Origin of the sequence: Streptomyces sp. NPDC092952, assembly GCF_044754785.1 — a bacterium.
Taxonomy (GTDB): domain Bacteria; phylum Actinomycetota; class Actinomycetes; order Streptomycetales; family Streptomycetaceae; genus Streptomyces.
The window spans coordinates 842,005-855,497 of sequence record NZ_JBIVPT010000001.1; the positions used below are offsets into that span (position 1 = coordinate 842,005).

Genomic DNA, 13,493 nt, shown 5'->3' on the forward strand with positions numbered 1-13,493 from the left:
GGGACCCAGGATGCCGTTGATCGGGTCACTGGACCCCACGACGCTTCCTGTTTCCCCCGGGTACGTCAATACGTCGGAATAGGTCGGATGCGTGGTCACATACACAACAGAGAGCGCCACAAGGGCTTCCCAAAGAGAGCGTCAATTCTCATATAGTGACCAGGACTTAGCTTGGAATTGTCAGCTCCAGTTGTCGCTTTTGCGGCTGACGTACCGGACTGACCCCTCGTAAGCTGTTCGACCCGCCCGTTATACCCGATCCGCCCGTTCCATCCACCCTCCGCCCGTTCCTCGTCCGCTCCCAAGGACCCCCATTGAGCGCCTCATCCCGGCCGACCGCAGCGGCCCTGCTGATATCGCTGGTCGTCACCGGCTCCCTGTGCCTGTGGGCGGTCCTCGCCGCCCCCGACTCGGTGCGGACCGAACTCGCCTGGGGTCTGGGCGGGGCCGCCGTGCTGCTGTCCACCGCCGTGGCCGTCGCCGTCCGTGCCCGCGCCGAGGTGAAGCGGCAGCGTGCCCGGCTCGCCTCGGAGACCCAGCGGTTCACCGGTGAGATAAGCCGTCTGGTCTCGGCCTCCGCGGCCGACGGTCAGCGGTTCACCGCCGAGACCGCCCGTATCAAGGCCGCGGCGGCCGCCGACACCGCCCGGCTCAAGTCCGCGGCCGAGGCCGAGACGGCCCGGCTCACCGCGCAGGCCGCCGCCGAGAGCAAGCGGCTCACCGCCGACATCGCCCGGCTCACCGCCCGCGCCACCCGCAGCGAGACCGAGCGCGCCGCCGCCGTCGCCGCCTGCGCCAACGCCGCGGGCCGGATGCAGGCCCTGTCCACCAGCATGCTCGCCGACCTGCGCGACATGGAGCACCGGCACTCCGCCGAGGATGTCCTGGGCGACCTGCTCCACCTCGACCACCGCACCGCCCAGGCCGGCCGGCTCGCCGACTCCATCGCCGTACTGACCGGGGCCCGCTCCGGCCGGCGCTGGGCGAAGCCGATCGTGATGGAGTCGATCCTGCGCGGCGCCATGGGCCGGATCAGCGGGTACCAGCGCGTACGGCTCCACTCGACCAGCGATGTCGCCGTCGCCGGTCACGCCGCCGAGGGCGTCATGCACGCGCTCGCCGAGCTCCTCGACAACGCCGCCAACTTCTCGCCGCCCACGGCGGAGGTCCACGTGTACGTCGAGGAGGTGCCGGCCGGCATCGTCCTGACCGTCGAGGACAGCGGCCTGGTCATGAGCGATGTGCAGCTGCGCCGCGCCGAACGCGCCGTCTCGGCCGTCGACCAGGACCTGACCGGACTGTCCGGCACCCGGCTCGGCCTCGCCGTCGTCGGCCGGCTGGCCCGCAAGCACGGACTGACCGTGTCCTTCCGGCCGTCCGCGCGCGGCGGCACCGGCGCCCTGATGATGCTCCCGCAGGAGCTCCTGGCCCGGACCCCGGCCCCCGTGCCGGCCGCCGCCCCCGCACCGGCCCCGGCGGCCACGAGCCCGGCGCTCCCCGCCCGGACCCAGCCCCAGACCCAGGCGCCGGTACCGGCCCAGGCCCAGGCCCCGATGGCCGAGCCGGAGCCCGTCCACGGCACCGCGCGGAGCACCGGGACCACCGAGGCCGCGCCCGCCCCCGAGGCCCTGGACCGCCCGGAAACAACCGCCGCGGCCGACGCCACCGCGTCCGAGACCACCGGCGGCCTCCCCCGCTTCGGCGAGAGCGGGCTGCCCCGGCGCCCCCGCGGCCGCACCCTCGCCGCCGCCGAGGCCCGCGCCGCCCAGGCCCACGCCGAAGGCACCCCGGCCTCCCGGCCCCGTACCTCCGACCCGAAGGAACAGGCAGCCCGCTTCAGCAGCTTCCGCCGGGCCGTCCGCTCCAACTCCCCGCACCCGGAAGAAGGCAACACCCGATGACCGCCACCACCGACGAGAAGCTCAACTGGCTGCTGGAGGGGCTCCTGGAGCGCACCCCCGGCACTCGTCACGCCCTCGTCCTGTCCAGGGACGGCCTCAAGCTGTGCCGCACCCCCGAGCTCTCCGTGGACCAGGCCGACCAGCTGGCCGCCATCTCGGCCGGTATCCAGAGCCTGTCGCACGGCGCGTCCGTCGAGTTCGGTGACGGAAGCGGCGGCGTACGGTCCGCCATGGCCGAGTTCTACGGCGGGGTGCTGTTCATCGTCGAGGCGGGCGACGGCGCCCACCTCGCGGTCGTCGCCTCCGAGGACTCCGACGTCGGTCTCATCGGCCACAACATGAGCGAACTCGTCGAGCAGCTCGGCGAGCACCTCAGCGCCCCGCCGCGCTCCCGCGCGGACGCGGCCGACGCCGACGCGACCGTATGAACCGGCCCCGCCCCCTCCGGCCCGGCCGGGACGACACGCCGGACCGGCTGTACACCCTCACCGGTGGCCGCAGCCGGTCCGACTCGGACGCGTTCGACCTGGTGACCCTGGTGGTCTCCGAGTGCGAGCCGTCCCCCGGCATGCAGTCGGAGCACGTGACGATCCTGCGGATGTGCCAGTCCCCCACCGCGGTCGTGGAGATCTCCGCGGCCCTCGGACTGCCCGTCAGCATCGTCCGCATCATGCTCTCCGACCTGCTGGACACCGGACGGATCAGCGCCCGTCACCCCCGTACTGCCCGTGTCGCGGACCGGCTCCCCGACCCCGACATCCTGGAACAGGTGCTCGTTGGACTCCGCAACCTCTGACCGTGCCGCCCTGCAGGCGACCGCCGACAACGGACTGAAGATCGTCGTCGTCGGCGGCTTCGGGGTCGGCAAGACCACCATGGTCCGCTCCGTCAGCGAGATCCGTCCGCTGAACACGGAGGAGACGATGACCCGCGCGGGCGAGGCCGTCGACAGCCTCGACGGGGTGCACTCGAAGACGTCCACGACGGTCGCCTTCGACTTCGGCCGAATATCGCTCGACGAGCGGTCCGTGCTGTACCTCTTCGGCGCCCCCGGCCAGGAGCGCTTCTGGTTCCTGTGGGACCGGCTGTTCTCCGGAACGCTCGGCGCCGTCGTCCTCGTCGACACCCGCAGGCTCGCCGACTCCTGGTACGCGATCGACCGGCTGGAGCACCACGGCACGCCGTTCATCGTCGCCTGCAACGACTTCGGCGGCCCGCTCCACACCGAACAGCAGATACGCGAGGCGCTCGCCCTCTCGGACGACGTGCCGCTGGTGGAGTGCGACGCGCGGGACCGCTCGTCCAGCAAGTACGTGCTGATCACCCTGGTCGAGTACCTGCACTCCCTCTCGACGTCCTCGAAGGGCGGGGCCCCGGCCCGGTCCGCCGCCGCCCGTCCGGCGTCCGTGCCGGAGAAGACCCCGGAGCCCACCCCGTGACCCAGCCCCCGGCGCCGCCCGCCGGCTGCCCCGTATCCCAGGGCCGCGTACCGCTCTCCGGCCCCCGCTTCCAGACCGAGCCCACCCGGCTCTACCGCGAGATGCGCCGCGACCACGGCGCCGTGGCCCCGGTCGTCCTCGACGGGGACGTGCCCGCCTGGCTGGTCCTCGGCTACCGCGAGCTGCACCAGGTCACCGGCGACCCGGTGCTGTTCAGCCGCGACTCCGACCTGTGGAACCAGTGGGAGCGGATACCCGACGACTGGCCCCTGCTGCCGATGATCGGCCGCAAGCAGCCGTCGATCCTCTACACGGTCGGCCCCCGGCACACCGAACGCGCCGCGATGATCAGCAACGCGCTGGAGGCCGTCGACCCGTTCACCCTCAAGCGGTACGCGGAGGGCTTCGCCGACGGGCTCATCGACCGCTTCTGCACCACCGGCAGCACCGACATCATCGCCGACTACGCGATGCTGCTGCCCGCCCTCGTCCTCGCCCGGATCTACGGCTTCGACGACACCCTCGGCGCGGCCCTGGTCGGCTCGCTCAACGACATGATCGACGGACGGGAGCGAGCCCTGGCGGGCCAGCAGCACCTGGCCACGTCCATGTTCCAGCTCCTCGCCGACAAGCACGCCGAGCCCGGCGACGACGTCGCCTCCCGGATGCTCGCCGACCGCGGCGGCTTCACCGACGAGGAGGTCGCGCAGGACCTGATGGTCATGATGGCCGCGGGCCACCAGCCGACCGCCGACTGGATCGGCAACTCGCTGCGGCTGATGCTCACCGACGACCGGTTCGCCGCCTCCCTCTCGGGCGGCCGGCACAGCGTCGCCGAGGCCATGAACGAGGTCCTGTGGGAGGACACCCCGACCCAGAACGTCGCGGGCCGCTGGGCCTCCCGCGACACCCACCTCGGCGGACGCCACATCAGGACCGGCGACATGCTCCTCCTGGGCATCGCCGCCGCCAACTACGACCCGCAGATCCGCACCGACGGCTCCACGATGACCGGCGGCAACAACGCCTTCCTCTCCTTCGGCCACGGCGAGCACCGCTGCCCGTTCCCGGCCCAGGAGACCGCCGAGGTCATCGCCCGTACCGGCATCGAGGTCCTGCTCGACCGGCTCCCGGACATCGACCTCGCCGTCCCGGCCGACGCGCTCACCCGGCGCCCGTCCCCGTGGCTGCGGGGCCTGACCGACCTGCCGTTGACCTTCACACCCACCCTCGCCCTTGGTCCCGTCACGGGACCGGCCGCGGGAGACCACACCGAACCCGGAGGCCAGAGATGACCCGCATCGCCCTCGACCCCTTCGTCACCGACCTCGACGGCGAGAGCGCCCGGCTGCGGGCCGCCGGCCCGCTCGCCGAGGTGGAGCTGCCCGGCGGGGTGAACTGCTACGCGGTCACCCACCACGCCGAGGCCCGCCAGTTGCTCACCGACAGCCGGATCGTGAAGGACATCAACGTCTGGAACGCCTGGCAGCGCGGCGAGATACCCCTCGACTGGCCGCTGATCGGCCTCGCCAACCCGGGCCGCTCCATGCTGACCGTCGACGGCGCGGACCACCGCCGGCTGCGCACCCTGGTCGCGCAGGCGCTCACGGTGAAGCGGGTGGAGCGGCTGCGCGAGGGCATCGAGGCCCTGACCACCGCGAGCCTGGACCGGCTGGCCGCCCTGCCCACGGACGAGCCGGTCGACCTGAAGGCCGAGTTCGCCTACCCGCTGCCGATGAACGTCATCAGCGAGCTGATGGGCGTCGACAAGGCCGACCACCCCCGGCTCAAGGAGCTGTTCGAGAAGTTCTTCTCGACGCAGACCCCGCCGGAGGAGGTCCCGCAGATGATGGCGGACCTCGGCGCGCACTTCACGAAGATCGTCGAGGGCAAGCGGAACAACCCGGGCGACGACCTCACCAGCGCCCTGATCGCCGCCTCCGAGGACGGTGACCAGCTCACCGACGAGGAGATCGTCAACACCCTCCAGCTGATCATCGCGGCCGGTCACGAGACCACGATCAGCCTGGTCGTGAACGCGGTCGTCGCCCTCCAGACCCACCCCGAGCAGCGCGAGCGGGTGCTGAGCGGCGAGGTGCCGTGGGAGAACGTGATCGAGGAGACCCTGCGCTGGTCCTCCCCCACCTCGCACGTCCTGATCCGGTTCGCCACCGAGGACGTCCAGGTCGGCGAGAAGGTCCTGCCGAAGGGCGAGGCCCTGATCGTCTCCTTCGGCGCGCTCGGCCGCGACGAGTCGCAGCACGGCCCGAACGCCGCCGAGTTCGACGTCACCCGCTCCCCCAACCGCCACATCGCGTTCGGGCACGGCCCGCACGTCTGTCCGGGTGCGGCGCTCTCCCGGCTGGAGGCCGGCGTGGCGCTGCCCGCGCTGTACGAGCGGTTCCCCGGGCTGGAGCTGGCCGTACCCGCCTCCGAACTGCGGAACAAGCCGATCGTCACCCAGAACGACCTGTACGACCTGCCGGTCACGCTGGGCTGATCCGGGCCGCCGGACCACCGTCCACGGGCCGGAGCGCGCATCTCATCTCACGGACACGGTGCTCCACCGTGTCCGTGAGGCACTACGCTCCGGTTCGTGGCCGATATCCAGATTCCCGCTGACATCAAGCCCGCCGACGGACGCTTCGGCGCCGGTCCCTCCAAGGTGCGCACGGAGGCGCTCGACGCGCTGGCCGCCACCGGCACGTCCCTCCTCGGTACGTCGCACCGCCAGGCCCCGGTGAAGAACCTGGTCGGCTCGGTGCGCCAGGGCGTACGCGACCTCTTCTCCCTCCCCGAGGGCTACGAGGTGATCCTGGGCAACGGCGGCTCCACCGCCTTCTGGGACGTCGCGACGCACGGGCTCATCGAGACCAGGTCCCAGCACCTCAACTTCGGCGAGTTCTCGTCGAAGTTCGCGAAGGCCGCCAAGCTCGCCCCGTGGCTCGCCGACCCGACCGTGATCGCCTCCGAGCCGGGCACCCACCCGGATCCGCAGGCCGAGGCGGGCGTCGACGTCTACGCGCTCACCCACAACGAGACCTCCACCGGCGTCGCCGCTCCCATCCAGCGTGTCGAGGGCGCCGACGAGGGCGCCCTGGTCCTGGTGGACGCCACCTCCGGCGCGGGCGGCCTGCCCGTCGACATCACCGAGACGGACGTCTACTACTTCGCCCCGCAGAAGTCCTTCGCCTCCGACGGCGGCCTGTGGATCGGCGTCTTCTCCCCGGCCGCCCTGGAACGCGCCGCACGCGTCCACGCCTCGGGCCGGCACGTCCCGGAGTTCTTCTCGCTGCCCACCGCGATCGACAACTCCCTGAAGAACCAGACGTACAACACCCCCGCCCTGGCCACGCTCTTCCTGCTCAACGAGCAGCTGAACTGGATGAACAGCCAGGGCGGCCTGGACTTCGCGGTCCGCCGCACCGCCACCTCGGCGCGGGGCCTGTACGGCTGGGCCGAGGAGTCCAAGTACGCGACCCCGTTCGTCACCGACCCGGCGAAGCGCTCGCAGGTCATCGGCACGATCGACTTCGCGGACGAGGTCGACGCCGCCGCCGTCGCCAAGGCGCTGCGCGCCAACGGCATCGTCGACACCGAGCCCTACCGCAAGCTGGGCCGCAACCAGCTGCGCGTGGCGATGTTCCCGGCGATCGACCCGGCGGACGTCGAGGCCCTGACCGCCTGCATCGACTACGTGATCGAGAAGCTGTAACCGGACCATGCGTCCGGTGACGGGCCCCGCGCCGACGCGCGGGGCCCGTCGTCGTTCACCCGGTCGAGTGGCGCACGCGCATCCGCCCCCGAACGCCCGAACCGTCCTACGATGATGTCCTCGACCACACCCCTTCAGGAGGCCCGCAGTGTCTGCAGCAGCAGTCGAGCACCCCTGTGACGGTGAGCCGGAGTCACAGCTCACGCTGGCCAACAGGCTCGCGGAGCAGAACCCGGGTTCCCGCGTCGAGATCATCGGAGGCGTCATCACCGTGGCCTCACCCCCGGACGGACCGCATGCCAACGCACTGACCACGATCATGGTGCCCTTCCTGGCCGCAGGTCTCCACGGCGAGGAAACCAAGGTCCTCCAAGGAATCGGCCTGTGGCTCCCCGGTGGCCCCGAGGACTACGCCATCCCGGACCTGGCACTCGTCGACGCCGACTTCGACGAGCACCTGATCGAGAACAACTGCTACGACCCCGCCGTCTTCCGCCTCGTGCTGGAGGTGACCTCCAGCAACTACAACAACGACCTGCGCAACAAGGTCGCGGCGTACTCCGAGGCCAAGATCCCGGTCTATGTGATCGTCGACCGCAAGCACGGCCGGGTGCACGTCCTGACCGAGCCCATGGGCGGCGGCTACGACAGCCACCAGGTGTACGCCCCGGGGCAGACGGCCGAGCTGCCCGACTCCCTCGGCGCCCCCGTGACGCTCGACGTCGACGCGCTGGTCAGGGCGGGCCGCCCCCGCACCTGATCATCCGGTTCGGCCGCCCCCGTATCCGGCCGAACCGGCCGCTGCGGCCCGCCCCCGTCAGCCGGCGGGGGCCGCCGTCAGGATCTCCTTCAGCCGGGCTATGCCCGCGGCCCACGCCTTGTCCCCCGACTCGTCCCACAGCTCGCGCAGCTCCGAGTCCTCCCCCAGCACCGCGTCGAGCGCCCGCACCGCCAGGGAGCGCAGCTCCGGGGCGAAGACCGGCAGCGGCTCCTTGGGACCGTACGGGGTGGTCACCGCCGTGCCGCCCGGGCACTGGGCGGCGACCAGCGCGGCCGCCGCGACCGCGACCGCCCCCTCGTCACTGTCCAGGTACTCCGACGCCCCGGCCGCGAAGGCCAGCGCCTCGCGGACGACCGTCTCCCGCTCCGCCCACGGCGTGTCGTCCACCTGGCCGGAGAAGTCCGCGGCGCTGTCGCTGTCGAAATGGCCGGTGTCCCACGTACCCATCTGAACTGCCCTTCGCGCAGGTCGTGCACGCACACGGGTGCCCCAGGGCACCCGTCCACGGTGCGTACGCCCATTCGGTGCGTACGTCCCTCACTCTGGCAGCCACCACTGACAATGCCCCGCGCCTCAGCCCTTCTTCCGCCGCACGCCCAGGAAGACCAGGACGGCCGCCCCCAGGAGCAGCAGCGTGCCGGTCGTGCCGAGGCCCTTGCCGCCGCCGGTGGCCCCCTCGGCCCCGGAACCGGAACCGCCGGGCGGGGCCGAGGAACCGCCGCTCCCGGACGGGGACTTCCCGCCGCCGTCCCGGTCGACGTCCACCCGCACCACCTCGCTCCGTTTCCCCTCCGAGCCGAACATCAGCGCCGAGCCGTCCGGCGTGAACGTGACGGACTCCGCCTGCCGCTGGAGCGGGCCCTGGACCGCGCGGTCGGCGCCGAGCCTGCCGTTCTCGAAGGCGTAGGCGCGGGCGCTGAAATAGGAGCGCAGCACCAGCTCCTTGCCGTCCGGGGAGAACGCCCCGTCCGTCACCCACGGCACCTCGCCCACCCGCCGGAAGACGTTGGTGGCGGAGGTGGTCAGCTCCGCCGGGCCCTCGTACAGCCCGCCGCCGCCCTCGTTCTTCGACGCGATGTAGACCCGCCCGGTCTTCGGGTGGACCATCAGCGCCTCGGCGTTGCGCGGGCCGTCGGCGTACTTCACGTCGAACTGGGTGGCGGTGACCGTCGCGTCCTTCAGCCGCTTCGGTTCCGGAAAGCGGTAGATCCAGACGTGGTCCCAGCTTCCGTTCAGGTTGTCGCCGATGTCGCCGACGTACAGGTTGCCGTCCGGGCCCAGCGAGATCGCCTCCACGTCGCGGGGGCTGCCGACGCCCTTCATGGTGATGGTCGCCACCGTCCGCCCGGTCCGGGAGTCGACGGCGTAGACGTACGGGCCGTCGTCGCTGTCGTTGTGCGTCCAGTAGATGCCCGGGTGGGTGCGGCTGGCGGCGAGGCCGCTGGACTCGGTGATCCGCGGGTCCTCGATGGTGAAGGTCCGGTCGGCCCCGCCCTCCGCCGCGGCCGGGGCCGCCCCGGCGAGGAGGAGCAGCGCGGCGGCTGGCAGCACGGTCAGGTACGAAGGCATGGGACAAGTGTCCATCGTCACGTCGCAGCCCGTGGGAACGATCCACGATGATGAGGCCATGAGATTCACGCCGGTCGGCGATTCGATGACGATAGGCCGGAGCGGCGACTTCACCTGGCGCTACCGGATGTGGCAGCACCTCGACGCCACGTTCGACGGCCCGTTCTCGATCGTCGGCCCGCGTACCGAGCTGTACGACACCGAGGCGGGCGCCCCCGTCTCGGACGCGTACGGCGCGCCGGACTTCCCCGCCGGGGCCCGCGCCCACCTGGCCGGATGGGGCGAGGGCTGGCTGCACATGGCCCCGGTGATCGCGGACGTGGTGACCGCTTACCGCAGCGACGTGCTGCTCGTCTCGCTCGGCCTGATAGACCTCGGGTTCTACACCGACAGCGGGCAGACCGCGGAGAACGCACGGGCGTTCATCACGGCGGCGCGCACCGCGAATCCGCACGTCAGGATGGTCCTGCTGCCGGTGATCCCGAACATCCGGGCCGAGTCGGACGTCCCGTTCGCCGCCGAGTGCGGCCGGTTCAACGAGCTGCTGGCGAAGGCCGTGGCCGATCTCGACGAGCCGTCGTCCCCGGTGCTGCTGGCCTCCCGCCCGCCGGGCTACGACATCCACGAGGACACGTACGACGGCACGCACCCCGGTCCCAGTGGCGAGCACGCGCTGGCGGGCGCCTTCGCCGACGCGATGCACCAGGCGTGGGGCCTGGGCGGCCCGTACGTACCGCGCCCCTGACCGGGTGGGTGCTCACCGCTCCGTGGCGGGCCGGGCCCGTACGTGCATCCGTTCGCCCTGCTGGCCGAAGAGGCTGAGGAACTCGACCGGTTCCGGCCCGGCGCTGGCCCAGGCGTGCGGTGTGCGCGTGTCGAACTCGGCGACCTCGCCCGCCGTGAGCACCAGATCGTGCTCCCCCAGCAACAGCCGCAGCCGCCCCGCCAGGACGTACAGCCACTCGTACCCCTCGTGCACCCGCTGTTCCAGCGGCCCGGTGGCGCCCCGGCCGCCGGGCAGGATCTGCTTGTACGCCTGAAGGCCGCCGAGGTGCCGGGTGAGCGGGACGAAGGTCATGCCGTCGCGGGTGAAGGGGCGGAAGTGGATGCGCGGATCCCCGGTGGCGGGGGCGCCGACCAGCTCGTCGAGCTGCACCCCGTACGCCTTGGCCAGCGGGAGGAGCAGTTCGAGGGTGGGCTTGCGGCCGCCCGACTCCAGGCGCGAGAGGGTGCTGAGGGAGATCCCGGTCGTCTCGCTGAGCTGGGCGAGGGTCGTACCGCGCTGCCGCCGCAGCACACGCAGGCGCGGACCGACACCGGTCAGGACCGACGTGATCTCGTCGTCTCCCGATTGTTCCGCTCGTTCCGGGTGGTCCGGGTGCTCCGCGCCTTCTGCCATGCGTCCATTATTCGGCCCGTCCGACGAACCGGCGCGGTCCGGGCCCCGGCCCCGCGCATCTCAGGTCGAGAGGATCATGGAGAGCGAGAGCCGGGTCAGCTCGTCCGTCAGCCACTCTGCGTCCACCTGGCGGGGGCGGCGGCCATGGTGGGCCATCAGCTCGTCCACCGCGTGGGTCAGCACCGTGACGGTCACCTGGTGGTCGCTCTCCACCGCCTCGCCCCGGCGCACCGCACGCTCGGCCTCCGAGGTCAGGAACTCCAGCCACATCGTCCGCCAGGTCGTCAGGTGGTTGTCCACCTCGTAACTGACCCCGAGCACCTCGACGAAGGCCACCCGCGCCGCGCACGGGTCCTCCGTCACCGCCTTCACGTACGCCTCGAAGAGCAGCCGGCACCGCACCGCCGTGGAGCAGTCCTCCATGCCCTCCGCCATCAGGGCGTTCTCGGCCGCGCGCAGCCCGAGCGTCGCCACCTCGTCGTACAACGCCATCAACAGGACCTCCCGGGAGAGGAACTCCTGCTGAAAGACGTGGACCGGCACCTTCGCGCGGGCGCACAGGTCCTCGACACTCGTACACGCGTATCCGTACGCGCCGAACAACTCCCGCCCCGCACGCAACAGTCGGTCCCTGGCTCCCAGGAGCTCCATGGACTGCCCGACCGCCCCGTTCCGCCGGCTCGCCACGACACCCGTCATCGGTCCTCCTTCGTCGTCCGTACCGCTGCCCCCACTCTCCCCGCTCCGCCCGGCCGGTGGTGGGTTCGCCACGCGTGGTTCCGGTGCGCGCGGGGTGGCTTCCAGCCATGTCCGATGACGTGTTGAACCGTTGTCGGTGTGGAGTTCCACGCGGCGCTCTGGCACTCCATCACTTCCGGGGCCTCCTTGGCTCCCGGACGCCCGAAGAAACACCCGCCAGGGGGGCGCGCAGCCTGCGCCTTCACGCCCCCGCGTCGCTGCCCGGCGCCCGGTGGACCGCCCGCGCGGCGTGCCGGGCGCCGGGCACGGACCGCCGGCACCGCGCCCGGGTGCACAGCACCCCCGGACCCGCCCTGCGGCGCGTCCGGGGGTGCTGTGTTCCGGCCGGTCAGGCCTTGCCGGTGCAGATCGCGTCGTACGGGCGTCCCGGGCTCGGGAACAGTTCCAGCGGTGTGCTGCCGGACGGGCAGTCCTCCGCCTTCTTCGTCAGGTCGAGGACCTTGCTCCCGCCGCCGTCGGCGCAGGGCACTTCCTTGGCCTGATCGGTCACGCAGTCGCCCTTCACCAGCTGGCCGCCGCCCGCACCGGCGTCACCGGGGTGTTCGCCGGACAGGTTGCGGCCGCAGATGGTCTTGCTGGGGATGCCGCCCTTGGCGTCGCCGGAACCGAAGGAGACCTTCACCGAGATGATCTCGTCCGTACCGGCCGGGCACTGGATGGAGTCGGCGAAGACCGCTCCGTCCTTGACCTCCAGGGCCTTGATGGTCGCCTTGGAGTCGCCGCAGTCCAGCGGCTGGTAGGCGTCCTTCGCGCTGCTGTCCGGACCGGCGCAGTCGCCGACCTTCCAGTCCTTGGCCGCATGCGTCCCGTCGCTCGTCCCCTTGTCGCAGGCGCTGGCCGCGCCCAGGACGAGCGCGACCGCCAGCACTGCCTTCGAACCGTTCAGCAGAGCCGTACGGGAGCGGCGGCGCGGTGCGGAATCAGTACCGGACCGGCTGCCGCCGTGGGGGCGCGTGCTGCCGTTCACTCTCATGCTGCTCCTCAACTCCTCGGGTGTGGCGCGGTCCGCGCGGCACTGGGGACGGCGCCGGATCGGGCACCGGCGCACGGGCCGCGCGGGTGGCGCGGGCGTAAGGACGGCATAAGCGTGGGGCGCGGTTCCCGTGGTTCCGGAATCAACCGGCCGGGGCGTCCGGAGCGGTGAAGGAGACGTCCGCGGCATGCGGCACGACCTCCAGATCGCTGCCGAGGGCCCACTCCGCGACCCGTGAGACCGCGGCGGCCGGAACCACTCCGCTGATCCCCGGCGCGGCCGGGATGTCGTGCGTGGCGTGGGCGTCGTGCGGCATGACGACCCGGTACCCCAGCTCCAACGCCGTACGGGCGGTGGCCTGCACGCACATCTCGGACATCACCCCGCACACGGCGAGCGCCCGCACCCCGGCGTCCGTCAACAGGCCGCGCAGGGGCGTTCCGTGGAAGCTGTCGTCCCGGGTCTTGCGGATCGCGTGCTCCGTGGCCGACGCCGTCACGGCGTGGTGCAGCGCCCACCCGGGCGTGCCCGGCTCGTCCCCGGCCCCGGGCTGCCCGTCGTTCTGTACGTGGACGACGAGCGCGCCGCCCGCACGGGCCCGGGCGATCAGCTCCGCCGTCCGGTCGACGAGCCTCGCCGCGTCGGGCACCGCCCGGTCCCCTTCCACCGCGTCCCTCTGCACATCCACAACGATCAGCGCGTGCACGGGAGATGCCGGGTACACGGGAGGGGCGGCAGGCAACGAATGGGTCACATGGTCGGTCATACCGTCATCATGTCTGCGCGGGATCACATGTCACAGCCTGTCCACAGCCTCCGGTACCCGATTGCTTCGGTCGTGGCTGGATTGATAGGGATGGTCGGGACGTTTGTTTGATCGGTTGTCGATCGGGTTGGCAGGGGGACTGGATGAAGTTCGACATGGGGTCGCAGGTTCTGACGACGCTGTCGTCGAAG

At 71.8% G+C, this 13,493-nt stretch carries 15 protein-coding genes; 9 read left to right on the top strand and 6 right to left on the bottom strand.

The window, feature by feature from the left end; genetic code table 11:
- Positions 1 to 314 precede the first annotated feature (314 nt).
- From ACIQGQ_RS03890 to ACIQGQ_RS03925, 8 genes are all read left to right on the top strand, one after another.
- Positions 315 to 1,901, top strand: coding sequence for an ATP-binding protein (locus ACIQGQ_RS03890; protein ID WP_402390223.1), 1,587 nt, complete (start codon positions 315 to 317; stop codon positions 1,899 to 1,901).
- On the top strand, positions 1,898 to 2,329 hold the full coding sequence (locus tag ACIQGQ_RS03895; protein ID WP_352275842.1) for a roadblock/LC7 domain-containing protein: 432 nt from the start codon (positions 1,898 to 1,900) through the stop codon (positions 2,327 to 2,329). Before ACIQGQ_RS03890 ends, ACIQGQ_RS03895 begins: the two co-directional genes overlap by 4 nt.
- Positions 2,326 to 2,697 (top strand): DUF742 domain-containing protein, encoded by a 372-nt coding sequence (locus tag ACIQGQ_RS03900; protein WP_352275841.1) that lies wholly within the window; start codon positions 2,326 to 2,328, stop codon positions 2,695 to 2,697. The genes ACIQGQ_RS03895 and ACIQGQ_RS03900 overlap by 4 nt, the downstream gene beginning before the upstream one ends.
- A complete protein-coding gene (locus tag ACIQGQ_RS03905) occupies positions 2,678 to 3,340 on the top strand; it encodes a GTP-binding protein (protein WP_402390227.1) in 663 nt (220 codons plus the stop codon). Before ACIQGQ_RS03900 ends, ACIQGQ_RS03905 begins: the two co-directional genes overlap by 20 nt.
- Positions 3,337 to 4,635 (top strand): cytochrome P450, encoded by a 1,299-nt coding sequence (locus tag ACIQGQ_RS03910; protein ID WP_402390230.1) that lies wholly within the window; start codon positions 3,337 to 3,339, stop codon positions 4,633 to 4,635. Before ACIQGQ_RS03905 ends, ACIQGQ_RS03910 begins: the two co-directional genes overlap by 4 nt.
- Positions 4,632 to 5,840, top strand: a complete 1,209-nt coding sequence (locus ACIQGQ_RS03915) for a cytochrome P450 (protein ID WP_402390233.1) — start codon at positions 4,632 to 4,634, stop codon at positions 5,838 to 5,840. Before ACIQGQ_RS03910 ends, ACIQGQ_RS03915 begins: the two co-directional genes overlap by 4 nt.
- A gap of 96 nt (positions 5,841 to 5,936) precedes the next feature.
- Positions 5,937 to 7,055 (top strand): phosphoserine transaminase, encoded by a 1,119-nt coding sequence (gene serC, locus ACIQGQ_RS03920; protein ID WP_402390236.1) that lies wholly within the window; start codon positions 5,937 to 5,939, stop codon positions 7,053 to 7,055.
- Between the two features lie 148 nt (positions 7,056 to 7,203).
- The gene (locus tag ACIQGQ_RS03925) at positions 7,204 to 7,815 is read left to right on the top strand and encodes a Uma2 family endonuclease (RefSeq protein WP_402390239.1); all 612 of its coding nucleotides are present in this window, start codon (positions 7,204 to 7,206) and stop codon (positions 7,813 to 7,815) included.
- A 57-nt stretch (positions 7,816 to 7,872) separates the two neighbouring features.
- Here ACIQGQ_RS03925 and ACIQGQ_RS03930 read toward each other — a convergent pair whose 3' ends face one another.
- A complete protein-coding gene (locus tag ACIQGQ_RS03930; RefSeq protein ID WP_402390241.1) occupies positions 7,873 to 8,283 on the bottom strand; it encodes a DUF4259 domain-containing protein in 411 nt (136 codons plus the stop codon).
- A 126-nt stretch (positions 8,284 to 8,409) separates the two neighbouring features.
- Positions 8,410 to 9,405, bottom strand: a complete 996-nt coding sequence (locus ACIQGQ_RS03935) for a WD40 repeat domain-containing protein (protein ID WP_402390243.1) — start codon at positions 9,403 to 9,405, stop codon at positions 8,410 to 8,412.
- Between the two features lie 58 nt (positions 9,406 to 9,463).
- Here ACIQGQ_RS03935 and ACIQGQ_RS03940 point away from each other — a divergent pair, with 58 nt between their 5' ends.
- Positions 9,464 to 10,150, top strand: a complete 687-nt coding sequence (locus tag ACIQGQ_RS03940; protein WP_402390245.1) for a GDSL-type esterase/lipase family protein — start codon at positions 9,464 to 9,466, stop codon at positions 10,148 to 10,150.
- Between the two features lie 12 nt (positions 10,151 to 10,162).
- On the opposite strand, the gene ACIQGQ_RS03945 is transcribed toward ACIQGQ_RS03940, so the two are convergent.
- The 4 genes from ACIQGQ_RS03945 to ACIQGQ_RS03960 all read right to left on the bottom strand — a co-directional run bounded on the left by ACIQGQ_RS03945 (position 10,163) and on the right by ACIQGQ_RS03960 (position 13,302).
- The gene (locus ACIQGQ_RS03945; RefSeq protein ID WP_402390246.1) at positions 10,163 to 10,804 is read right to left on the bottom strand and encodes a helix-turn-helix domain-containing protein; all 642 of its coding nucleotides are present in this window, start codon (positions 10,802 to 10,804) and stop codon (positions 10,163 to 10,165) included.
- Positions 10,805 to 10,864: 60 nt separating this feature from the next.
- A complete protein-coding gene (locus ACIQGQ_RS03950) occupies positions 10,865 to 11,455 on the bottom strand; it encodes a TetR/AcrR family transcriptional regulator (protein WP_402390323.1) in 591 nt (196 codons plus the stop codon).
- 436 nt (positions 11,456 to 11,891) lie between these two features.
- On the bottom strand, positions 11,892 to 12,536 hold the full coding sequence (locus ACIQGQ_RS03955; RefSeq protein WP_402390249.1) for a hypothetical protein: 645 nt from the start codon (positions 12,534 to 12,536) through the stop codon (positions 11,892 to 11,894).
- A gap of 142 nt (positions 12,537 to 12,678) precedes the next feature.
- Positions 12,679 to 13,302, bottom strand: a complete 624-nt coding sequence (locus tag ACIQGQ_RS03960) for a cysteine hydrolase family protein (protein ID WP_402390252.1) — start codon at positions 13,300 to 13,302, stop codon at positions 12,679 to 12,681.
- Between the last annotated feature and the right edge of the window lie 191 nt (positions 13,303 to 13,493).